The following is a 21,260-nucleotide window of genomic DNA, read 5'->3' as shown; positions in this document are numbered from 1 at the left end:
GGAGAGCGGGTGAACACCGATCCGCTGACCGTGGTGCGCGACTTCTTCGCGCACTTCGGGCCGGCCCACGACGCGATGGTGGCGACCGCCCGGCGGCTGTGCCACGACGACCTGTGGTGGGCCTCCGCCGGCTTCGACCCGCCCCGGGTGACGAGCCTGGAGCAGTTGGTGGCGGACTTGGAGAAGGCCAGGGACCGCAAGGGGGTGGCGGGCTTCCGGTTCGTGCTGGTGCACGCGGCCGCCGACGGCCCCTACGTCCTCACCGAGCGGTACGACGACTCCGTCGACGCGGACGGCCGGCTGCTCCACTCGTACAAGGTGATGGGCACGCTCAAGGTCGAGGACGGCCGCATCCGCTGGGTCCGCGACTACTTCTACGACAGCCGCGAGTTCACCGAGGGCTACCTGCCCGAGGACTTCGCGACGGACCGTCCGCCCCTGCTGGACGACCACATGCGCGCCGGGGACTGACTCTCCTTTCCCTGCGCCGCCCACCCTGATAGAACACTGTTTGGTTTTATGCCGAGGCGAACGGAGAACACGACGATGGGTTCCCTGGACAAGAGGGTCGCGCTGGTCACCGGTGCCGGCTCCGGAATGGGCCGGGCCTCCGCGGAGGCACTCGCCGCCGCGGGTGCCAAGGTGCTGGTGACCGATGTGAACGGTGACACCGCCACCGCCACCGCGCAGGCGATCACCGCGGCCGGCGGCACCGCTGCCGCGGTTGTCCTCGACATCGCCGACGAGGCGTCCTGGGAGGAGGCGGTCGGCGCGGGGCGCCGCGCGTTCTCCGCGCCGGTGACGGTGCTGCACAACAACGCGGCGCTCACCGGCGGACCGGTGATGGACCGCGACCGCGACCCGCTCCACCTGGATCTGGAGGCCTGGAACACCAGCCTGTCGATCACCCTGACCGGAGCGGCACTCGGCTGCAAGCACGTGCTGCCCGGGATGCTGGAGGAGGGGAAGGGCAGCATCATCAACATGTCCTCCACCCGTGGCGTCACCGGCGCCACCTGGCGGATGAGCTACAACACCGCCAAGGCCGGCATCATCGGGCTGACCCGCACGGTGGCGGTGCACTACGGAGCGCGGGGCGTGCGCTGCAACGCCATCGTGCCCGGCGTCTTCGACACCCCTGCCCTGCGCAGCGGCCTGCCCGCGGAGCGGCTGCGCGAGGTCGAGCGCTCCCACCTGCTGAACCGGGTCGGCCGGCCCGAGGAGATGGCGCAGGCGGTGGTGTTCCTCGCCTCCGACCTCTCCAGCTTCATCACCGGCGCCGTCATCCCGGTCGACGGCGGTCAGACCGCCTTCAGCGAAGGGCTGGCCCCCGCGGTCAGCCGTGGAATCGAGGACTGAGCGATGAGCAAGCGGACACTGGTCATCGGCGGCACCGGCCCCACCGGCCCGCACATCCTGCAGGGGCTGCTCGACCGGGGCCACGACGTCACCATGCTGCACCGCGGCGCCCACGAGCCGCCCGGTCTGCCCGACGTCCGGCACCTGCACGCAGACCCGCACTTCGCCGAGACGCTCCAGGAGGTCGTCGGCGGCCAGGAGTGGGATCTCGTCGTCGCGACCTACGGCCGGATGCGGGTGACCGGGGAGTTCTTCGCCGGCAGGACCGATCAGCTCATCTGTGTCGGCGGCGTGCCGGTCTACCGGGGCTTCATCGAGCCGCAGGGCTCCAAGCCGTGGGGCATGAAGATCAACGCCCGCGAGGACAGCCCGCTGGCCGACACGGCCGAGGTGCCCGCGAAGTTCGCGATGCAGATCCTGAACGCCGAGCGCTCGGTGATGGAGCGGGCCGCGAACGGCGCCTACAAGGCGTCCTACGTCCGGTACCCGCAGATCTATGGCCCGCGCAACATCGTGCCGTGGGAGTGGGCGGTGCTGAAGCGGATCCAGGACGGCCGGAGGTACATGATCCTGCCCGACGACGGCCTCTGGCTGATCTTCCGCTGCGCCGCCCGCAACGCGGCCGCGGGCATCATGGCGATCGTCGACCATCCCGAGCAGGCCGACGGCGAGTCCTACAACGTCGCCGACGACGACCAGTTCAGCATGCGGCAGTGGGCCGAGACGGTCGCCGGGATCTGCGGTACGGACCTGGAGTTCATCGGCATCCCCTCCCTCATCGCGCCGTCCGCGGTCAACGAGTTCCTGGCCCCGGCCTCCCGGCCGCACATGACCGTCGACGCCTCCAAGATCCGCACGCAGCTCGGGTACAAGGACGTCGTCACGGCGTACGACGCGCTCGTGGAGACCGTCGAGTGGCTGCGGGAGAACCCGCCCACCCCCGAGGCCTACCCGATGTACACCGGCACGTTCGACTACGAACTGGAGGACCGGCAGGTCGCCGCCTACGCCAAGGCGGTCGAGATGTGCCGGGCCGAGGCACCCGACGAGGCCCCGCCGCTGGCCCACCCCATGCCGCACCCCAAGGTTCCGTCGCTGACCGGCGACGAACGCGGACGCTGAGCGAAGGACGAGACCGTGCCCATCCACCAGCACCTGTCCGAGGACGGCGTCCTCGACCTGGTCATCGACGCCCCGCCCGTGAACGCCGTGGGGATCGAGGACCTGGCCGCGCTGGCGGCCGTCGTGGAGGGTGTCGGCGCGCGCCCCGAGGTGCGCGCGGTGGTCCTGCGCGGCGAGGGCCGGGGCTTCATCGGGGGCGGCGACGTCAAGGAGGTCCAGCGGCTGCCCGGCTTCGAGGGCATCCTCGGGCAGGTCAACGGCTCCACCGACCTGACCGTGGCCCTGCACGAGTGCGCCGCCCCCGTGATCGCCGCCGTGCACCGCTACTGCGTCGGGCTGGGCGTCCTGGTCGCCGGGGCCTGCGACATCGTGGTCGCCGACGAGGAGTGCCGCTTCGTGCTCGCCGAGGTCGACAACGGTGCCACCGGTGGCGCGGTCCAGGCGATGGGCCTGATGCCGGACAAGCGGCTGCGTCAGGCCATGCTCACCTGCGAGCCGGTCCTGGGGCGTGAGCTGGCCTCGTACGGAACCGTGGTCGCGGTGGCCGACGAGGAGTCGGTGCCGGTGGAGGCCCGGCGGCTGGCCGGGGTCATCGCGGGCAAGCGGCCCGCGGTGGTCAGGGCGGCGAAGAAAGCCATCAACGGCAGCGCCCGGCGGGACATCGGCCCGCTGTACCGCCAGGAGACCGCGCTGACCCTCGAACTCAACATGCGCGGTGACGCGCGCGAGGCCCGCGAGACCTTCGTGTCCGGCGAGCGCAAGGGCTACCTGTCGGGGGACACCTCTTCGTAGGCCCCGCTCGTACGGTTCCCGCCGGGCCCGTGGGGGCCGGCACCGCGGCCGACGTGGTGCCGGCGATTGCCCACGGGCTCTCGGCGTCGCCGACGCGGTCGGTTCCCGGTGGACCGCGCCCACCCCGCTCCGGCCCGGGACCACGTGGAAAGCCGGGTCCGGCAGGAGCTGCACATCAGGATCCAAACACTGTATGGTTTTGTGGGCGGCATCGGACAGCCGACCCCGCACGACGTCGAGCACTGGAGGAACGCCCATGCCCGCGGACAGGTCCGTGAAGTACACCCGCACCCCCTACCTCGTGGTGCAACGGGACAACTCCACCCGCAAGGACGTCTACGGCACGATCGGTGACTCGGTCGTGCTGCAGGCCCAGCTCCTGCGCGGCGAGAACCCGTCCACGACCTGCGTGGTCGCCATGCACCCCATCGGATCGCCCGGATACCTGCCGATGTTCTCGGCGCTGGCCCGCGCCGGATTCCACGTGGTCGCCGCCGGTACCCGCTACAGCAACGGCGACGCCGCGCTGATCATGGAGAACGTCCTCCTCGACCTCGGTGCCGTGGTGAAGGACGCCAAGGAGCGCCTCGGCTACGAACGGGTCATCCTGGCCGGATGGAGCGGCGGCGGCTCGCTGATGATGGGCTATCAGGCCGAGGCCGAGAAGCCGGTCATCAAGCTCACCGGCGCGGGGGAGTACACCCCGCTCGCCGACACCCGCCTCACCCCGGCCGACGGGGTGATGATCCTCGCGGCCCACCGCAGCCGGCACCACCTGCTGACCGACTTCCTGGACGCCTCGATCCTGGACGAGTCGCGCCCCGACGAGCGTGACCCCCGGCTGAACCTGTACTCCCCCGAGAACCCCGCCCAGCCCCCGTACACCGCGGAGTTCCTGGCCGAGTACCGCGCGGCCCAGGTGGCCCGCAGCCGCCGTATCACCACGTATGCCCAGGAGCGGCTGGCCGCCCTCAAGACGGCCGGGCGCGACCAGGAGGAGCACTGCTTCGTGGTGTACGGCACCATGGCCGACCCCCGCTGGCTGGACCTCGGCGTCGACCCCAACGACCGCGCTCCCGGCTCCTACCTCGGCGATCCCCGACTGGTCAACGACGGCCCTTCGGCGCTGGGCCGCTTCACCACCACCCGCAGCTGGCTCTCCCAGTGGTCCTACGACACCGCCCAGGTCGACGCCGTCGACGCGGCGGCCCGGGTCACCGTCCCTGTGCTCCTGCTGGAGAACTCCCGCGACGACGCGTGCCCGCCGGCCCACCCCCGCGCCATCTACGAGGGCATCGCCCACGAGAACAAGCAACTCAGCGTCATCGAGGGCGCGAACCACTACTACAGCGGCCAGAAGGAACACCTCCAGTCCGCAGTCGACCACATCGACGGCTGGCTGACGCAGAACGGGTTCGACCGGTGACCGCCCGGGTGGCCACGGCCGGCGGCGGCGCCCTCGCCGGCCTGCGCGTCCTCGAGGTCGGACACATCATCAGCGGGCCCTTCTGCGCCCACCTGTTCGCCGACCACGGCGCCGAGGTCATCAAGGTCGAACCCCCGGCCGGTGACGACATGCGCCGCTGGGGCGGGCTCTACAAGGGAGTGGGGCTGTACTGGCCGATCATCGGCCGCGGCAAGAAGTCGGTCACCCTCGACCTGCGCGGCGCCGAGGGGCAGGCGGCCTTCCGCGAACTGGCCCGTACGGCCGACGTGGTGATCGAGAACTTCCGTCCCGGCACCATGGAGCGCTGGGGCCTCGGTCCCGAGGACCTGCACGCCGACAACCCGGATCTGGTCATGGTCCGCATCACCGGCTACGGGCAGACCGGCCCCCTGCGCGACCGCGCCGGATTCGGCTCCATCGCCGAGGCGATGAGCGGCTTCCGGCATCTGTCCGGCGAGCCGGACCGGCCTCCGGTGCGGGTCGGCATCTCCATCGGGGACGCCCTCGCGGGCACCCAGGGTTTCATCGGCGCGCTGCTCGCCCTGCTGTCGGGCCATCTGCGTCCGGGCCCCCGGGGGCAGGTGATCGACGTGGCGCTCTACGAGGCCACGTGGATGTACATGGAGTCGATTCTTCCCGAGTTCGTGAAACTGGGAAAGGTGCGCGGGCCCTCCGGACCTCTGCTGCCGGGCATCGCGCCCTCCAGCGTCTACCCCACCTCCGACGGACGGTGGATCGTCATGGGGGCGAACAAGGACACCGTGTTCGGCCGGCTCGCCGCCGCGCTGGGGCGCCCCGAGTGGGCCGCGCCGGACGGCCGGTACGCCACCCATCTGCTGCGTGGCGAGCACCAGCTCGAACTGGACGCCGAGATCGCGCGGTGGACGCGCGGGCGGACGGTCGACGAACTCCTCGACGTGCTGGACAGGGCGGGGGTACCGGCCGGCCGGATCTACACCGCGCCCGACATCCTCGGTGACCCGCACTACCGGGCACGGGACATGGTCGTCGAGGTGCCCGATCCGTCGCTGGACGGCGAGAGCGTCCCGATGCCCGGTGTGGTGCCCAAGCTGAGCCGGACACCGGGCGCCGTCCGGCGCGGTGCGCCGCTGCTGGGTGAGCACAACGACGAGATCCTGGGCGCGCTGCGGACGGCGTCCGCGGGCCGGAGGTGACCATGAACCGGGCTCCCCTGATCGTGCGTGGCACGGCCGGGAAGATCGTCGCAGACGTGCGGGAGCCGGCCGAGCCCCGTACCGGTCGCGGCCCGGTGGTGCTGCTCCACGGAGGGGGCCAGACCCGGCACTCCTGGAGCCGCGCCGCCGAGACCCTGGCGGACGACGGCTGGACGACCGTGACCTACGACGCACGCGGGCACGGCGACAGCGACTGGGCCGGGGACGCGGACTACTCCATCGCCCGCTACGTCGACGACCTGGAGTGCGTCCTGGACCAGGTGGGCGGGGCCCGCCCCGCCTGCCTGGCCGGCGCCTCCCTCGGCGGCATGACCGCGCTCATGGCCCTGGCCCGCAGCCCCCGTCTGACCGACCGTCTGGTGCTGGTCGACATCACACCGCGGCCCCACCCGGCCGGCGTCGCACGCATCAGAGAGTTCATGACGGCGCACCTCGACGGGTTCGAGACCCTCGCCGAGGTCGCCGAGGCCGTCGCGGCCTACAACCCGGCCCGACGGTCCTCGAGTGCGGAAGGGCTGCACCGCAATGTGCGGCGCGGCGCGGACGGACGGTGGCGGTGGCACTGGGACCCGGCGATCCTGCGTAGCAACGACGGACCGAACCCGCTGGTCAGGCCGGATGAGGCGGTTGCCGCCGCCAAGTCGGTCACCGTGCCCACCCTGCTGGTCGCGGGCGGTGCCAGTGACGTCGTCCGGGAGGACGAGGTGGGTGAGTTCCTGACGGTCATGCCCACCGCCCGCGCGGTCACCCTCGACGGTGCGGGACACATGGTCGTCGGCGACCGCAACGACGCGTTCGTCGATGCCATCCGGGCCTTCCTCACCGATTGACCCGTTAACCAAAGACTGTTAGATTATTGCCCTGCAAGGCCCCCTGTGAGTGCCCTGTCGGCCAGACGAAATGAGGCTCCATGAAGTTCAACCTGATGTCGCTGGGTGACCTCGTCACCGACCCCGTGACCGGTGAGCGGAGCAGCAACGCGCGCCGCTACAAGATGTTCCCGGAGATGGCCGTGCTCGCCGAGTCGACCGGTTTCCACGGAATCAACATGGGTGAGCACCACGGGATCGAGTACATCTACTCGGCACCGCCCGTCGTCCTCGCCGCCATCGCGGAGCGCACCACCACCCTGCGCCTCGGCACCGCCGTCACCCTCCTCGCCAACCTGGACGGTCTGCGCATCGCCGAGGACTACGCCACGGTCGACGTGCTGTCGGACGGCCGGGTCGACGTCGTGCACGGCCGGGGCAACTTCTTCGCCTCGACCTACACCCTCTTCGGCCAGAGCCTGGACGAGTCCGCCGCGCGCTTCCAGGAGAACGCGGAGCTCGTCGACAAGCTCTGGACCGGCGAACCCCTGCACTGGTCAGGACAGTTCCGGCCGTCGATCAACGGCGAGTCGCTTCAGCCGGCCCCGATCCAGTCCGCCCGCGACTGCATGTGGATCGGCGGCGGCAGCTCCCTGGCGTCGGTGGAACTCGCCGCCCGCCTGGGATGGAAGCTGATGCTGCCCAGCGCCTTCGGCGACCCCTCCTTCTTCACCAAGGTCGTGGACCACTACCTCGCCAAGTGGGAGGAGTACGGCCACGACTGGGAGCCGGAGATCGGTGCCGGCTGGCACGTCTGGGTCGGCCCCGACAGCAAGTCTGCGCGCGAGCAGTGGGAACCCCGCTACCGCGCCTACCACGCCTGGATGAACGAACTGCTCGCGGAGATCAACCCCGCCGTCCCGAAGCAGAACCAACGCCCCTTCGACTTCGACTGGCTCACCACCAAGGGCCCGGCCATCGTCGGCAGTCCGGACGAGGTCGTCGACCGGATCTCCCGGCTGAGCGAGCAGCTCAAGGTCACCACGCACCTCGCCTACATGGACATGGGCGGCATGCCGGAGGCGGAACTGTTCCCCGCCATCGAGCTCTTCGGCAGCAAGGTGATCCCGCAGCTCGCGGACGCCTGACCCGGCCCGGCACCCCGGTGCCCCGACCTGACCGTCACACTCAGGAGAAACACATGTCCGAGCTGACTCCTGCCGTCGTCGTCGACGCGGTGCGCACTCCCTCCGGCCGGGGCAAGCCCGGCGGTGCCCTGTCCGGTGTGCACCCGGCCGATCTGCTGGCCACGACGCTGGCGGCTCTGCTCGAGCGCACCGGGGTCGACCCGGCGCGGATCGACGATGTGATCGCCGGCTGTGTCGGTCAGGCCGGGGACCAGGCCACCAACGTGGCCAGAACCGCCCTGCTCACCGCCGGCTACCCGGAATCCGTGCCGGGCACCACCGTCGACCGCCAGTGCGGATCCGCCCAGCAGGCACTGCACTTCGCGGCCCAGGGCGTGATGAGCGGTGCCTACGACGTGGTGGTCGCCGGCGGTGTGGAGTCCATGAGCAGGGTGCCGCTCGGGTTCCCGGGCCGCGACGGCAAGCCGTTCGCGCCCCTGGCCGGCCGTTACCCCGAGGGGCTGGTCGGCCAGGGAATCTCCGCCGAGATCATCGCGGGACGCTGGAAGCTCGACCGGCGTGAGCTGGACGAGTTCGCCGCGCGCTCCCACGAACTGGCCGCGGCCCGCGCCGCCGCGGGTGACTTCGCCCGGGAGATCGTGCCGGTCGGGGACATCACCGCCGACGAGACCATCCGCCCCGGCACCACCGCCGACCAACTGGCGGGCCTGCGCCCGTCGTTCAGGTGCGACGCACTGGGCGAGCGCTTCCCGGAGATCGGGTGGCACATCACGCCCGGCAACTCCTCGCCGCTCACCGACGGGGCCTCCGCCGCCCTGGTGACGAGCGAGGCCAAGGCCGCCGAACTGGGCCTGACGCCCCGGGCCAGGCTCACCGGCTTCGCGGTGACCGGCAGCGATCCGCTGCTGATGCTCACGGGCGTCATCCCCGCCACCCAGCGCCTGCTGGACCGGACCGGCCTGACGGTCGACGACATCGACGTCTTCGAGGTCAACGAGGCGTTCGCCCCCGTACCCCTGGTGTGGGCCCGCGAACTCGGCGTCGACCTCGCGAAGGTCAACCCGCGGGGCGGTGCCATCGCCCTCGGCCACCCGATGGGCGCCTCGGGCATCCGTATCCTCTCCACTCTGATCAGCCACTTGGAGGCCACCGGCGGACGGCGTGGTGTGATCACCATGTGCGAAGGCGGGGGCATGGCCAACGCGACCCTGGTCGAGCTGGTCCGATGACGGCCCGGGACGAGACGCTCGGGACCGGCGTCGCACAGTTCTCCCTGACCGGCCGGGTCGCCGTCGTCACCGGCGCGAGCTCCGGCCTCGGAGCGGGATTCGCCCGCGCGCTGGCCGCGGCCGGTGCGGACGTGGTGCTCGCCGCCCGGCGGGTGGACCGCCTGCACGACGTCGCACGGGAGGTCGAGAAGCACGGGGTGCGGGCCCTGCCGGTGCGCTGCGACGTCGTCTCGCCGGACGACTGCGCCGCGGTCGTCGACCGCGCCGTCGCCGATCTCGGCGCCGTCGACGTGCTCGTCAACAACGCCGGCGTCGGCACCGCCGTCCCGGCCCTGCGCGAGACACCGGAGGAGTTCCGCCGCGTCATCGACGTGAACCTCATGGGCGCCTACTGGATGGCGCAGTCCTGCGCCCGGGTCATGCGGCCCGGATCGAGCATCATCAACGTCGCGAGCGCGCTCGCGCTGGTGAAGCCCTTCGCCCCCCAGGCGGCCTACGTCGCCAGCAAGGCCGGCCTGGTCGGCCTCACCCGCGACCTCGCCCAGCAGTGGTCGGGCCGCAAGGGCATCCGGGTCAACGCGATCGCACCGGGCTACTTCGCCACGGACCTCACCGATCCGATCCCGCGTCCGGCGCTCGACAACTTCCTGGAACACAACACCACACTCCGGCGGCTGGGCGAGCCGCACGAGCTCGACGGCGTCGTGGTGTTCCTTGCAAGCGACGCGTCGACGTACGTCACCGGCATCACGCTGCCCGTCGACGGCGGCATGTCCGGCCACTAGGAGCGCTGTTTCATGAGTACTTCCCTGCAGGACCGCATGTGGGACTTCATGCGCGAGGAGGTCTTCCCGGCCGAACCGGTCTGGGCGGCCCAGCTGCGCGAGCACGGCGAGCACAGCAACCCGCCCGTGATGGAGCGGCTGAAGGCGTCCGCCCGCGAGCGCGGACTGTGGAACCTCTTCCTGCCGTCGGTCTCCGGCCTGTCGAACGCCGAGTACGCCCCGATCGCCGAGATCACCGGGTGGTCACCGGTGATCGCACCCGAGGCGATCAACTGCCAGGCACCGGACACCGGCAACATGGAGACCCTGGCGCTCTTCGCCACCGACGAGCAGAAGAAGCGGTGGCTCGACCCCCTCCTCGCCGGAGAGATCCGCTCCGCCTTCGCGATGACCGAACCCGACGTGGCCTCCTCCGACGCCACCAACATCTCCACCACCATCCGCCGTGACGGCGACTCCTATGTCATCAGCGGACGCAAGTGGTGGATCACCGGCTCCGCGGACGAGCGCTGCAAGATCTTCATCGTGATGGGCAAGACAGACCCGGACGCGCCCACCCACCGGCAGCAGTCGATGGTGCTGGTGGAGCGGGACACGCCCGGACTCACCATCGAACGGCACCTGCCGATCTTCGGCTACCAGGACCAGCACGGCCACTCCGAACTGGTCTTCGACGAGGTGCGGGTGCCGGCCTCGAACCTGCTGGCCGCCGAGGGCGACGGATTCACCATCGCCCAGGCCCGGCTCGGCCCCGGCCGCATCCACCACGCCATGCGCGCGATCGGCATGGCCGAACGGGCCCTCGCCCTGATGGTCCGACGCGCCGGGGAACGGGTGGCGTTCGGGCAACGGCTGGCCGACAACCCGGTCGTCCAGGAGCTCATCGCCGACTCCCGGATGGACATCGACCAGGCCCGCCTGCTCGTGCAGCACACGGCCGGGCTCATCGACCGGCACGGCGCGAAGGGCGCGCGCGGGGAGATCTCCCAGATCAAGGTGGTCGCCCCGGCCGTCGCCACCCGGGTGATCGACCGGGCCATCGAGGTGTTCGGCGGCGCCGGGGTGAGCGACGACCTGCCGCTGGCCTACTTCTACGCCTGGGCGCGGGTGCTGCGCATCGTCGACGGACCCGACGCCGTCCACCGCCGCACCGTCGCCCGGCAGGAACTGCGCCGGGAGCGACCGTACGTGGGCTGAGCCGACGACCGACCGGGAGAGACCGATGACCCACAGCACCCCCCGCACCCCGCCCCCGCCACTGCCGGACGCCTTCCCCGGCGCGGCGGCCCGGACGGACGGCCCCGGGACGACGGACGAGCCGGCGGTCCTGGAGGCGATCGAGCACCGCGTCCGGTGGCTCGCGACGGCGATGATCGACCACGCCAACCGCGGGCGTCCCAACCGGTCCGGGCTCAAGGTCGGCGGCCACCAGGCCTCCAGCGCCTCGATGGCCGGCATCATGACGGCCCTCTGGTTCGGCCGTCTCGGGGCCGAGGACCGGGTGTCGGTGAAACCGCACGCCTCACCGGTCCTGCACGCCGTCAACTACCTGCTGGGGTGGCTCGACCGGTCCTACCTCACCCGGCTGCGGGATTACCGCGGGCTGCAGAGCTACCCGAGCCGCACCAAGGACCCCGACCCGGTCGACTACTCGACCGGCTCGGTCGGCATCGGGGCGACCGCGCCGATCTGGGGCGCGGTCGCCGGCCGCTACGTCGACGACCGCACCGGCACCCGGCGCGGCGGACGCCAGTATTCGCTGGTCGGGGACGCCGAACTGGACGAGGGCGCGGTCTGGGAGGCCGTCCTCGACCCCGCCACGGCCGGCCTCGGCGAGGTCGTCTGGATCGTCGACCTCAACCGGCAGTCCCTGGACCGGGTGGTGCCCGACATCGCCGCCGGCCGACTGCAGCAGATGTTCGACGCGGCGGGCTGGCAGGTCCTGACGGTCAAGTACGGACGCAAGCTCCAGGCCCTCTTCGACCGGCCGGGCGGCGACGCCCTGGAACGCCGGATCGACGAGATGCCCAACCCGGAGTACCAGCGGCTGCTGCGCTGCGACGCGACCGAACTGCGCCACCGCCTGCCCGGCGCCGGGCCCGACGCCGCCTCGGTCGCCGCCGCGATCGTGGGCGTCGACGACACCACCCTGGTCGAGGCGGTCGCCGACCTCGGTGGGCACGACCTGCCCGCCCTCCTCGACGCCCTCGACCGGATCGACGACACCCGTCCCACCGTGATCTTCGCCTACACGGTCAAGGGCTACGGGCTGGCCAGCGCGGGACACCCGCAGAACCACGCCAACCTGCTCAGCCCCGAGCAGTTGCGCGACCTCGCCGTGCGCACCGGCGCCGACCCGGCCGACCCGTGGGCCGCGTTCCCGGCGGAAAGCGCCGAAGGGCGGCACTGCGCCGCCGTCGCGGCCCGGCTGACCCGCACGCCGGTGGAACAGATCCCGCCTCCCGCCGTACCGGCCGACCTCGGACGCACCCCGAACGGGCGCGCCTCGACCCAGCAGGCGCTGGGACGCACCCTGCTCGACCTGACCCGGTCCGCGCCGGAGGTGGCGGCCCGGGTCGTCACGGTGGCACCCGACGTCGCCTCCAGCACCAACCTCGGCGGCTGGCTGAACAAGGCCGGCCCCTGGTCCAGCACGGCCAAGCCGGACTGGTTCGCCGACGACGCCGAGACCCTGCTGCGCTGGGCCGAGCGGCCCACCGGCCAGCACATCGAACTCGGCATCGCCGAGGTCAACCTGGTCGGCCTGCTGGGCGAACTCGGCGCCACCTGGAGCCGGTGGGGGCACCCGCTGTTCCCGATCGGCGTGGTCTACGACCCGTTCGTCGGGCGGGCTCTGGAGCCCTGGTCGTTCGGGATGTACGCCGGAGGGCAGTCGATCCTGGTCGGCACCCCGTCGGGCGTCACCCTGGGCGCGGAGGGCGGCGCCCACCAGTCCGTCACCACCCCCTCGATCGGCCTGGAGCAGCCGGGCTGCGTCGCCTTCGAGCCGGCCTTCGCCCTGGAGGCCGAGTGGTGCCTGCTCGACGGCCTGTCCCGGCTGGGCCGCGAGGACGGCAGCTCGACGTACCTGCGGCTGTCCACCCGCCCGGTGGACCAGGCGCTGGCGGCGATCCCCGGCGAGGCTGCCGCCCGGGAGCGGCGCCGCCGTCAGGTGCTGGCCGGCGGCTACCGGCTGCGCACCGTGCCCGGCGCCCGGGTCGCGATCGTCGCCATGGGGGCGATGGTGACGGAGGCGGTCTCGGCAGCCGACCGCCTCACGGCTGGTGGCCACCCCGTGGACGTCGTGGTGGCCACCAGCCCGGACCGGCTGATGCGGGCCCAGCGGGCCCGCGACGGCCTGGAGCCGGGGGACAGCTGGATCCTCGATCAACTGTTCCCCCAGCGGCGGCCGCAGGCCCTGGTGACCGTGCTCGACGGGCATCCGCACACCCTGGCCTTCCTGGCCGCCCACACCGCGGGACTCGGCATCCGCACGCTAGGGGTGACGCGGTTCGGGGAATCCGGCGACCTGCCGGACCTCTACGCGAGCCACGGCATCGACGCCGATCACATCGTCCGTGCGGCCCTCGACCTGATCGACCGGCCCGACTGACAGGAGTCCGCGCATGGCGCACCACGAACTGCCCCCGCTGGAGAGACTGCTCGCCGTCGAGGAGTGCAAGCGGCTGATGGTGGAGTACGGCCGCCGGCTCGACCACGGCCGCGGCGCGTCGGCCGCCGACCTCTTCACCGAGGACGGCGCCTGGCGCTCCCCGGCGATCGATGCCGTCGGGCGGGAGGAGCTGCGTTCCTTCTTCGCTCGGCGGGACGCCCTGACGGCCCGGACGACCCGGCACGTCGTCACCAACATCGCCGTCGACGTGCTGGACGCCGACCACGCCCGCGGCGTGTCCGTCGCCGTCGAACTGCGGGACGACCGGGGCCCCGACGGGCTCGCGGTCGACACCCGTCCGGCCATCGCCGGCGACTACGAGGACGAGTTCGTGCGCGTCGGCGGCTGCTGGCTGTTCCGTGAACGCCGCGTCGTCGTCGCGTTCAAGCGCGAGACGGAGGCGTTCATGCGGCCCCTCCCGCCCGAGGGACAGCGGTGACACCCCCGTCCGCCCCGACCCGCTCCGTACCGGAGGAACCATGAGCCGTGCCTACGTCAGCGACGTCCTGCCCGCGCCGGTCGACACCGTCTGGGCGGTGCTCGGCCGCTTCGAGGACATCGCCGACTTCGTCGGAAAACTGTCGGAGGGTGGTCTTGAGGGGGGCGGAGGACCGGCCGTCGGCTCCGTGCGCCGCCTCGTGCTGCGTGACGGGGGCCGGGTGGTGCGCGAGCGGCTGGTGGCGATGGACGCCGACGACCGGTCGTACGCGTACGACTTCCCGCCCGGACAGAACCCGTTCCCGGTGCGCAGCTACCGGGCGACCATCCGGGTGCGGCCGGTGACGCGGACGAACGCGACGTTCGTCGAGTGGTACGGCGACTTCGACTGCGATGCCGACGTGGAGGCCGCCATGCACGAGGCCTTCGCGAGCCGGTACACGGAGTTCCTGGGCGACCTCCGCGCCCACCTCGGCCTGCCGTAGGCCGCGGGGGAGCGGGCCCCGCCCCGCCCCAGGTCGGGCCCCGGCTCCCGGCTCCGGCCCCGGCGCCGGCTCCGGCTCCGGCGCCGGCTCCGGCTCCCGGCTCCGGCTCCGGCTCCGGCTCCCGGCCCCGGCTCCCGGCTCCGGCCCCGGCTCCGGCCCCCGCCCCGGTCCGGCCCCGCCCGGGGCCGGACCGGGAGAACGGGGGCGGCGCCGTCGTGCGTGGCTGCCCTCGTCTCCAGGTCCTGTTTCGCGCCGGACGGACGGAGCTCAGTTCTGCGCCCGCCCCCGCTCGATCACCGCGTCGGCGCGTGCCGCGACGTTCTCCGGACGGAACATGCGCTCCGCCCAGGCCAGCGAGCGGACGCTCTCGCGCCGCGCCGCCTCCGCGACTGTGGAGGCGGCGTTGTCGCGGTAGAGCGCCAGGTACTCCGCGGCGATCCCCGGGTCCAGCTCGGCGATCTGGCGGGCCGCCTCCCGCGCGGTGGCGAGCAGGTCCTCGCCCTCCACCACCCGGTTGACCAGCCCCCAGGTGAGCGCCTCCCCGGCACCGATCAGGCGCCCGGTGAGACTCATCTCCCGGGCCCTGCGCACTCCGACGGCCTGCGGCAGCAGGTAGGACAGGCCCCAGCCGGGCAGCACGCCGACCCGGGCGTGGGTGTCGCCGAAGCGGGCCGCCGGGGAGGCGAGGACGAAGTCGCAGTGCAGCACGATCTCCAGACCGCCGGTGACGGCCGGGCCGTTGACCGCGGCGACGACCGGTTTGGCCGGCCGGTGCCAGGGCGCGTTGTCGCCGGCCGAGGGGCCCGCCGAGCGCATGTTGTCCCCGGTCTCGCCCAGTTCGCGCAGGTCGAGCCCGGCGCAGAAGGCGACTCCCGCTCCGGTCAGCACCACCGCGCGCACCCGGGTGTCGTCGGTGAGCCGGGCCATGGTGGCGCTCAGCTCGCGGATCAGCGCGGAGTTCAGCGCGTTGCGCCGCTGCGGGCGGTTCAAGGTGACCGTGGCGACCGCCCCGTCGTGCTCGACCAGGACACAGTCAGAGGGGTTCGTGGAGGACACACCAGGCTCCTAACGGCGATTGATTATGTGACCCCAGCGTGACAGGCGACACCCGGTCACACCAGAGCCAATCGCTGTTAGATTAGCGCGGTCCGATCATCGAGGAGGATCCGTGACCGACGACCGCAGACAGCGACACCTCGTCGACCTCGACAACCGCAGACCGGAGCTGGCCGGCGACCTGTTCGAAACACTCGCGGACATGCAGGCACGGTGTCCCGTGGCCTGGAGCGAGGCGTCCGGAGGCTTCTGGGCCCTGCTCAAGCACGCCGACATCGTGACCGCCTCGGCGGACTGGGAGACGTACACCGTCACCGAGGGCATCATGATCCCCCCGACCGGCAAGTCCATGCCGGTCATCCCGGCCGAGCTCGACCCGCCCCGCCACGGCGCCTTCCGCAAGCTGGTCCTCCCGCACTTCACCCCCAAGGCGCTCGGCCCGTGGGAGGACGGCATCCGCCGGATCGTCGCGGACGGCTTCGCGCCGCTCGCCGAGCGGGGCCGTGCCGACCTGGTCACCGAGTTCGCCCGCCCCGTGCCGGTCCTGGTGATCTGCAAGGTCCTCGGCATCCGCTCCGACTGGGAGCGCATCCACCGCCTGGGCGAGGAGTTCATGGAGGCCTTCGCCGACACCGGCCGTCCCGAACGGGGCAGGGCCGCCGCCCAGCGGCTGGAGGCATTCCTGGCGGAGGAGATCGCCGCGCGGCGCGGCCGGCCCGCCGAGGACCTGCTCGGGCAGCTGGTCAACGCCGAGGTCGAGGGCGAGACGGTCTCGGACGTCGAGGCGCTCGGCCTGGTGCAGCTGCTGGTCGTCGCCGGCCACGGCACCACCGTCGACGGCATCGGGACGATGCTCTACCGCCTCCTCACCGAACCGGGCCTGCGCGACCGGCTGCTCGCCGACCGCTCCCTGGTGCCGAAGATGATCGACGAGTGCCTGCGACTGCACCCCCCGGTGTGGAACATGGCCCGCACCGTACGGCACGGGACCACCCTGCGGGACGCCGAACTGTGCCCCGGCGAGAAGGTGATGCTGGCCTTCGGGGCGGGCAACCACGACCCCGACAAGTTCGACGAGCCCTTCGCCTTCGACCTCGACCGCCCCGGCCTGACCCAGCACCTCACCTTCGGCAGCGGTCGGCACCGCTGCCTCGGGGAGGGTCTGGCCCGGCTCGAGCTGCGCACGGTCCTGGAGCACGTCCTCGACGAGTTCCCGTCGCTCGCACTCGACGGCGACGTGGTCTGGGGCGGCCACACCAACTCCCACGGGCTGCGCAGCCTCCCCGTACGTTTCCCGGGGGGTGCCGCACCCACCGGCGCGACGACGCGGGAGGACGGCGATGTCTGAGACGGCCGGGCGGCCGGCGGGTTTCGGTTTCGCCACCACCACGGACGAGGTCGTCGACGGCGTCGACCTCACCGGCCGTACGGCGATCGTCACCGGAGCCACCTCCGGTCTCGGCGCCGAGACGGCACGCGCCCTCGCCGTGACGGGCGCCCGCGTCGTCCTCGCCGCCCGCCGCACCGGCGCAGCGGCCCGGATCGCGGCGGAGCTGACGGAGCGTACCGGCAACGACCGGATCGAGGCCCGCGAGCTGGACCTCGCCGACCCCCGCTCGGTGCGCCGGTTCACCGACGCGTGGACCGGGCCGCTGCACATGCTCGTGAACAACGCCGGGATCATGGCGCTGCCCGAGCTGGAGCGCACCCCGGACGGCTGGGAACGGCAACTCGCCGTCAACTTCCTCGGACACTTCGCCCTGGTGCGCGGCTTGGAGAGGCCGCTGGCCGAGGCGTCCGGCGCGCGTGTGGTGTGCCTCAGCTCCGCCGCGCACCTGCGCTCGCCGGTGGTGTTCGACGACCTTCACTTCCGTTACCGGCCCTACGATCCCTGGCTGGCGTACGCGCAGTCCAAGACCGCCGACGTGCTGCTCGCCGTCGGGATCACGCGCCGCTGGGGCGGGCGCGGTGTGCGGGCCGACGCCGCGCACCCCGGCATCGTCCACACCGAACTGCAGCGGCACATCCAGTGGGACACGGCAGGGCTGCCCATGAAGACCGTCGCCCAGGGTGCCGCCACCTCGGTCCTGCTCGCCACCGCCCCGGAGCTCGAGGGCCTGGGAGGTGCCTACTACCAGGACTGCCGGCCGGCCCGGGTCGTCGAGGAACGCTCGCCGGACTACTCCGGAGGCGTGGCCCCCTACGCCCTGGACCCGGCCAACGCCGAGCGGCTCTGGGCCACCGCGGTGCGGGCACTGGCCTCCTGACCACCTCCGTGGGGGGACGGTGGACCCCCATAATCAAACAATGATTGGTATGGTGGGCTGCCGACCACCCCACGCAGCCTCCAGGAGAGGAGCCGCCATGAAGGTGCAGGTCACCGCCGAGGGGATCGACATCCTCGAACCGTCCCTGCTGACCGCACTGTCGGTCGTCACCGGGCTCGACGCCCCTACCGCGGCACGGGTGCTGATGGCCGACGGCCTGGCCCGAGGCACCGACGGGGCGGACGCCGGACACATGTGGCTCGACGTCGCCGAACTCGGGCGCCGCGCACACCCGTCCGGCGACGCCCAGTGGCGCACACGGTACGACGCGATGATCGCCTACGCCGCGGACAAGGGCTGGACCGACGACACCCGCTCGGTGGTCCGAGCGCACCTGGAGGCATCCCGATGAGCACACGAGTGACAGAACTGGACCGGGTGGTGATCCGGTTCGCCGGCGACTCCGGCGACGGCATGCAACTGGTGGGTGACCGGTTCACCCAGGAAGCGGCCGTCTTCGGCAACGACCTGTCCACGCTGCCGAACTTCCCGGCCGAGATCCGGGCACCGCAGGGCACGATCCCGGGCGTGAGCAGCTTCCAGGTGCACTTCGCCGACCACGACATCCTGACCCCCGGCGACCGGCCCGACGTCCTGGTGGCGATGAACCCGGCGGCGCTGCGCGCCAACGTCGGCGACCTGCGGCCCGGGGCGACACTGATCGTCGACACACACGACTTCACGGCACGCAACCTCGCCAAGGCCGGGTACTCCGCCAGCCCGCTGGAGGACGACGCGCTGGCCGACCTCGCCGTCCACGCACTCGACCTGACGGGCATGACGGTGGAGGCGGTCAAGCCGTTCGGGCTCTCCCGCAAGGACGCCGCCCGTGCCAAGAACATGTTCGCCCTGGGCCTCGTCTCCTGGCTGTACGGCCGGGAGGTCGACGGTACGGTCGCCCACCTCACCACCAAGTTCGCGAAGAAGCCCGCGATCCGCGATGCCAACGTCACCGCACTGCGCGCGGGCTGGAACTTCGGCGAGACCACCGAGACGTTCGCCGTCTCCTACCGGGTCAAACCGGCGGCCGTCGCCCCCGGCCGCTACCGGAACATCACCGGCAACACCGCCCTGTCCTACGGGCTCGTGGCCGCCGGGCGCCTGACCGGACTCCCGGTGTTCCTCGGCGCCTACCCGATCACGCCGGCCTCCGACATCCTGCACGAGCTGAGCAGACACAAGAACTTCCGCGTCACCACCTTCCAGGCCGAGGACGAGATCGCCGCCGTCGGCGCGGCCCTGGGAGCGTCCTACGCCGGCCAGCTCGGCGTCACCACGACATCCGGTCCGGGAGTGGCGCTCAAGGCGGAGACGATCGGCCTCGCGGTGATGCTCGAAGTGCCCCTGGTGATCGTCGACGTCCAGCGCGGCGGTCCGTCCACCGGTCTGCCGACCAAGACCGAGCAGTCGGACCTGCTGCAGGCGATGTACGGCCGCAACGGCGAGGCACCGCTGCCGGTGATCGCGCCCCGCTCCCCGGCCGACTGCTTCGACGCCGCCGTCGAGGCGGCCCGCATCGCCGTCACGTACCGCACCCCCGTGATACTGCTCTCCGACGGCTACCTCGCCAACGGCTCCGAGCCATGGCGGCTTCCGGACGTGGCGTCGATGCCCCGTATCGAGCCGGGTTTCGCGGCTCCGCCGGCCGGGGGAGAGCGTTTCCTGCCCTACGCCCGCGACCCCGAGACCCTGGCCCGGCCCTGGGCACCGCCCGGCGTCCCCGGCCTGGAGCACCGCATCGGCGGCATCGAGAAGAAGGACGGCACCGGGGACATCTCCTACGACCCCGACAACCACGACCTCATGGTCCGCACCCGGCAGGCCAAGGTCGACGCGGTGGCCCGGTCGGTCCCCGCCCTCGCCGTGGACGACCCCGGCGGCCGGGCCCGTGTGCTGGTCATCGGCTGGGGCTCGACCTACGGCCCGATCGGCGCCGCCGTACGCCGGGTGCGCCGCCGCGGACTGGACATCGCCCAGGTGCACCTGCGCCACCTCAACCCGTTCCCGGCGGATCTGGGCGACATTCTCGCCGCCTACGACCGGGTGGTGTGCCCGGAGATGAACCTGGGCCAGCTCGCCACCCTGCTGCGCGACCGCTATCTGGTCGACGTACGGCGCCTCACCACCGTGCGCGGCATGCCGTTCGGCGCCGAGCAGCTCGAGCAGGAGTTCCTGACCCACCTCACCGAGATCCCGCAGGAGGCCTCATGACGGTCACCGACCTCCCCGTTCCCGTGGTCGGGGACGGGAACGGGGACAGCGGCACCGCCCTGGTCCCGACCGCCGACGCTCCCCAGACCGGCAAGGAGTTCACCAGTGACCAGGAGGTCCGCTGGTGCCCCGGCTGCGGCGACTATGCGGTGCTCAAGGCCGTCCAGGGCTTCCTGCCGAGCCTGGGCCTGCGCCGCGAGAACATCGTCTTCGTCTCCGGCATCGGCTGTTCCTCGAGGTTCCCCTACTACCTCGACACCTACGGGATGCACTCCATCCACGGTCGTGCCCCCGCCATCGCCACCGGAATCGCCACGGCCCGCGAGGACCTCTCGGTGTGGGTCGTCACCGGTGACGGCGACGCCCTGTCCATCGGCGGCAACCACCTGATCCACGCCCTGCGCCGCAACGTCAACATGACGATCCTGCTGTTCAACAACCGGATCTACGGGCTCACCAAGGGCCAGTACTCGCCCACCAGCGAAACCGGGAAGATCACCAAGTCCACCCCTGTGGGCTCGGTCGACCACCCCTTCAACCCGGTCTCCCTCGCCCTGGGTGCCGAGGGCACCTTCGTGGCGCGCACCGTCGACTCCGACCGGAAGCACCTCACTTCGGTGCTGTCGGCGGCGGCCGCCCATCGCGGCACCTCACTCGTGGAGATCTACCAGAACTGCCCGATCTTCAACGACGGCGCCTACGAGGTCCTGAAGGACCGCGACTCCGCCGCCGACGCGATCATCCCGCTGGTCCACGGCGAACCCGTCCGCTTCGGCGCGCCCGCCGAGGACGGGCGGGGACGGCTCGGCGTCTTCCGCCTGCCCACGGGCGAGGTGCATGTCGCCGACGTCACGCCCGCGAACGCGGGGCAGGTCGTGGTCCACGACGCCCACGCGGAGGACCCGACCGTCGCGTTCGCACTCTCGCGACTGACCGCCACGGGTGAGATGACCCGTGCCCCGATCGGCATCTTCCGGCAGGTGAGGCGACCCACGTACGACGACGGGGCCCGGACCCAGGTGGTGGCCGACCGCGGGCGCAGGGGCGACGGGGACCTCCAGGCACTCATCGACGGCCCCGACACCTGGGAGGTGCGCTGACCGGTCGACCGGGCACTGCGCGCACTGTCTCGTGAAGAGTCACAGAGCGCGCAGTGGTGTTCCGGCCCACGGGTTCGCCGAGC

At 72.1% G+C, this 21,260-nt stretch carries 20 protein-coding genes; 19 read left to right on the top strand and 1 reads right to left on the bottom strand.

Going from position 1 to position 21,260, the window contains the following annotated elements:
- Positions 1 to 9 precede the first annotated feature (9 nt).
- The 14 genes from ACIF9R_RS14155 to ACIF9R_RS14090 all read left to right on the top strand — a co-directional run bounded on the left by ACIF9R_RS14155 (position 10) and on the right by ACIF9R_RS14090 (position 14,483).
- Positions 10 to 471, top strand: a complete 462-nt coding sequence (locus ACIF9R_RS14155) for a limonene-1,2-epoxide hydrolase family protein (protein WP_399978851.1) — start codon at positions 10 to 12, stop codon at positions 469 to 471.
- Positions 472 to 546: 75 nt separating this feature from the next.
- Entirely contained in the window at positions 547 to 1,359 is an 813-nt protein-coding gene (locus ACIF9R_RS14150) for an SDR family NAD(P)-dependent oxidoreductase (protein ID WP_399978849.1), read from the top strand.
- Positions 1,360 to 1,362: 3 nt separating this feature from the next.
- Entirely contained in the window at positions 1,363 to 2,481 is a 1,119-nt protein-coding gene (locus ACIF9R_RS14145) for a hypothetical protein (RefSeq protein WP_399978847.1), read from the top strand.
- 15 nt (positions 2,482 to 2,496) lie between these two features.
- Entirely contained in the window at positions 2,497 to 3,273 is a 777-nt protein-coding gene (locus ACIF9R_RS14140) for an enoyl-CoA hydratase-related protein (protein WP_399978845.1), read from the top strand.
- A gap of 256 nt (positions 3,274 to 3,529) precedes the next feature.
- Positions 3,530 to 4,699: a hypothetical protein gene (locus tag ACIF9R_RS14135; RefSeq protein ID WP_399978843.1), complete on the top strand. Its 1,170-nt coding sequence runs from the start codon at positions 3,530 to 3,532 to the stop codon at positions 4,697 to 4,699.
- Entirely contained in the window at positions 4,696 to 5,895 is a 1,200-nt protein-coding gene (locus tag ACIF9R_RS14130; RefSeq protein ID WP_399978841.1) for a CaiB/BaiF CoA transferase family protein, read from the top strand. The genes ACIF9R_RS14135 and ACIF9R_RS14130 overlap by 4 nt, the downstream gene beginning before the upstream one ends.
- Positions 5,896 to 5,897: 2 nt before the next feature.
- On the top strand, positions 5,898 to 6,746 hold the full coding sequence (locus ACIF9R_RS14125) for an alpha/beta fold hydrolase (protein WP_399978838.1): 849 nt from the start codon (positions 5,898 to 5,900) through the stop codon (positions 6,744 to 6,746).
- A gap of 80 nt (positions 6,747 to 6,826) precedes the next feature.
- Positions 6,827 to 7,873, top strand: a complete 1,047-nt coding sequence (locus tag ACIF9R_RS14120; RefSeq protein WP_399978836.1) for an LLM class flavin-dependent oxidoreductase — start codon at positions 6,827 to 6,829, stop codon at positions 7,871 to 7,873.
- A 62-nt stretch (positions 7,874 to 7,935) separates the two neighbouring features.
- The gene (locus tag ACIF9R_RS14115) at positions 7,936 to 9,102 is read left to right on the top strand and encodes a thiolase family protein (RefSeq protein ID WP_399979109.1); all 1,167 of its coding nucleotides are present in this window, start codon (positions 7,936 to 7,938) and stop codon (positions 9,100 to 9,102) included.
- Positions 9,099 to 9,887 (top strand): SDR family NAD(P)-dependent oxidoreductase, encoded by a 789-nt coding sequence (locus tag ACIF9R_RS14110; RefSeq protein WP_399978833.1) that lies wholly within the window; start codon positions 9,099 to 9,101, stop codon positions 9,885 to 9,887. Before ACIF9R_RS14115 ends, ACIF9R_RS14110 begins: the two co-directional genes overlap by 4 nt.
- A gap of 12 nt (positions 9,888 to 9,899) precedes the next feature.
- Positions 9,900 to 11,084, top strand: coding sequence for an acyl-CoA dehydrogenase family protein (locus ACIF9R_RS14105; RefSeq protein WP_399978831.1), 1,185 nt, complete (start codon positions 9,900 to 9,902; stop codon positions 11,082 to 11,084).
- A 25-nt stretch (positions 11,085 to 11,109) separates the two neighbouring features.
- Positions 11,110 to 13,500: a transketolase-like TK C-terminal-containing protein gene (locus ACIF9R_RS14100; RefSeq protein WP_399978828.1), complete on the top strand. Its 2,391-nt coding sequence runs from the start codon at positions 11,110 to 11,112 to the stop codon at positions 13,498 to 13,500.
- Positions 13,501 to 13,513: 13 nt separating this feature from the next.
- Positions 13,514 to 13,999: a nuclear transport factor 2 family protein gene (locus ACIF9R_RS14095; RefSeq protein ID WP_399978825.1), complete on the top strand. Its 486-nt coding sequence runs from the start codon at positions 13,514 to 13,516 to the stop codon at positions 13,997 to 13,999.
- A gap of 40 nt (positions 14,000 to 14,039) precedes the next feature.
- The gene (locus ACIF9R_RS14090; RefSeq protein WP_399978823.1) at positions 14,040 to 14,483 is read left to right on the top strand and encodes an SRPBCC family protein; all 444 of its coding nucleotides are present in this window, start codon (positions 14,040 to 14,042) and stop codon (positions 14,481 to 14,483) included.
- Positions 14,484 to 14,750: 267 nt separating this feature from the next.
- On the opposite strand, the gene ACIF9R_RS14085 is transcribed toward ACIF9R_RS14090, so the two are convergent.
- A complete protein-coding gene (locus ACIF9R_RS14085; RefSeq protein ID WP_399978820.1) occupies positions 14,751 to 15,539 on the bottom strand; it encodes an enoyl-CoA hydratase in 789 nt (262 codons plus the stop codon).
- Positions 15,540 to 15,651: 112 nt separating this feature from the next.
- Here ACIF9R_RS14085 and ACIF9R_RS14080 point away from each other — a divergent pair, with 112 nt between their 5' ends.
- From ACIF9R_RS14080 to ACIF9R_RS14060, 5 genes are all read left to right on the top strand, one after another.
- Positions 15,652 to 16,887 carry a cytochrome P450 gene (locus ACIF9R_RS14080; protein ID WP_399978818.1) on the top strand — a complete coding sequence of 412 codons (1,236 nt, stop codon included), beginning with the start codon at positions 15,652 to 15,654 and terminating at the stop codon, positions 16,885 to 16,887.
- Positions 16,880 to 17,806, top strand: a complete 927-nt coding sequence (locus ACIF9R_RS14075; RefSeq protein WP_399978815.1) for an SDR family NAD(P)-dependent oxidoreductase — start codon at positions 16,880 to 16,882, stop codon at positions 17,804 to 17,806. The genes ACIF9R_RS14080 and ACIF9R_RS14075 overlap by 8 nt, the downstream gene beginning before the upstream one ends.
- 97 nt (positions 17,807 to 17,903) lie before the next feature.
- Positions 17,904 to 18,218, top strand: coding sequence for a hypothetical protein (locus ACIF9R_RS14070; protein ID WP_399978813.1), 315 nt, complete (start codon positions 17,904 to 17,906; stop codon positions 18,216 to 18,218).
- A complete protein-coding gene (locus tag ACIF9R_RS14065) occupies positions 18,215 to 20,077 on the top strand; it encodes a 2-oxoacid:acceptor oxidoreductase subunit alpha (RefSeq protein WP_399978811.1) in 1,863 nt (620 codons plus the stop codon). The genes ACIF9R_RS14070 and ACIF9R_RS14065 overlap by 4 nt, the downstream gene beginning before the upstream one ends.
- Positions 20,074 to 21,177, top strand: coding sequence for a 2-oxoacid:ferredoxin oxidoreductase subunit beta (locus tag ACIF9R_RS14060; RefSeq protein WP_399978808.1), 1,104 nt, complete (start codon positions 20,074 to 20,076; stop codon positions 21,175 to 21,177). Before ACIF9R_RS14065 ends, ACIF9R_RS14060 begins: the two co-directional genes overlap by 4 nt.
- Positions 21,178 to 21,260 lie beyond the last annotated feature (83 nt).

The sequence above is a fragment of the Streptomyces sp. NPDC086080 genome, assembly GCF_044540255.1.
In the GTDB taxonomy this organism is placed as follows: domain Bacteria; phylum Actinomycetota; class Actinomycetes; order Streptomycetales; family Streptomycetaceae; genus Streptomyces.
Note: the sequence above shows the minus strand (reverse complement) of the source record. Positions and strands in the feature narration are given on the sequence as shown.